The sequence below is a fragment of the Kitasatospora sp. NPDC001683 genome, from assembly GCF_053596495.1.
This window is the reverse complement of record NZ_JBSFGK010000233.1, coordinates 1-1,276: the sequence shown is the minus strand read 5'-3', so window position 1 is coordinate 1,276 and position 1,276 is coordinate 1. Positions and strand designations below refer to the sequence as shown.

The window sequence follows — 1,276 nt, the reverse complement described above, 5'->3', positions numbered from 1 at the left end:
GGATCGCCACTGGTGTCGGTGCGCAGCACCAGCGTGTTCACGAAGAACCCGACCAGCTCGTCCAGCGCCTCGTCAGTACGGCCGGCGATCGGGCTACCGATCGGGATGTCCGTCCCCGCACCCAACCGGGTGTACAGCGCCGCCAACGCCGCCTGCAGCACCATGAACAGACTCGCCCCCGAGCGCCGCGCCAACTGCGCCAGGGCGGCGTGCAGTTCGGGGCCGATCCGGAGCTCCAGCAGGTCGCCACCGTACGACACGGCGGCCGGGCGTGGCCGGTCGGCGGGCAGCTGCAGCTGCTCCGGCAGCCCCGCCAACGCCTCGGTCCAGTAGGCGACCTGGCGGGTGAAGACGCTGTCCGTGTCGTGCTCGTCGCCGAGGATCTGGTGCTGCCACAGGGTGTAGTCGGCGTACTGCACCGGCAGCGGCGCCCAGTCGGGCGCCCCGCCGCCGCACCGGGCGCGGTAGGCGGTGGCGAGGTCGCGGGCCAGCGGGCCCATCGACCAGCCGTCGCCGGCGATGTGGTGCAGCACCAGCAACAGCACGTGCTCGTCCGCCGCGACCGCGAACAGCTCGGCCCGCAGCGGCACTTCGACGGTCAGGTCGAAGCCCCGCACCGCCGCCCCGCGCAGCAGGGCGGGCAGCTCGGCCTCACCGGCCTCGCGTACGGTCAGCGGGACGGCCGCCTCGGCGGCGTCCAGTACCCGCTGCCGCGGGATCCCGGCGGTGTGCGGGAAGACGGTGCGCAGGGTCTCGTGCCGGGCCACCACGTCCGCGAGCGCGGCGTCCAGCGCGTGCCGGTCGAGGTCGCCGGACAGCCGCAGGGCCAGCGGCATGTGGTAGGTGGCGCTCGGTGCCCCGAACTGCTGGAGGAACCAGAGCCGGCGCTGGGCGAACGACAGCGGCATCGGCTCGGGGCGGGGCTGGGGCACCAGCGCCTGGCGCGCGGAGGCGGCGGTGTGCAGCCCGGCCGCCAGCCCGGCCGGTGTCGGGGTGCGGAACAGGTCGCGCAGCTCCAGCTCGACCCCGAGGGTCGCCCGGACCCGCGACACCAGCCGGGTGGCGAGCAGCGAGTGCCCGCCCAGGTCGAAGAAGTCCTCGTCGACCCCGACCCGTGGCAGGCCCAGCACCTCGGCGAACAGCTCGCACAGGATCTGCTCCTGCGGGGTGCGCGGCGCCCGGCCGCCGGTCGTGCCGGTCGGTTCGGGCGCGGGCAGGGCGGCGCGGTCCAGCTTGCCGTTGGTGGGACGAGGCCCAGCTCACCGCCGGGCGCGAT

1 pseudogene is annotated in these 1,276 nt (G+C 75.2%); it reads right to left on the bottom strand.

Annotation, left to right across the window (positions count from 1 at the left end):
- Positions 1-1,253 (bottom strand): annotated as a pseudogene (locus ACWCYO_RS40680) (condensation domain-containing protein); the annotation flags it as partial.
- Positions 1,254-1,276 lie beyond the last annotated feature (23 nt).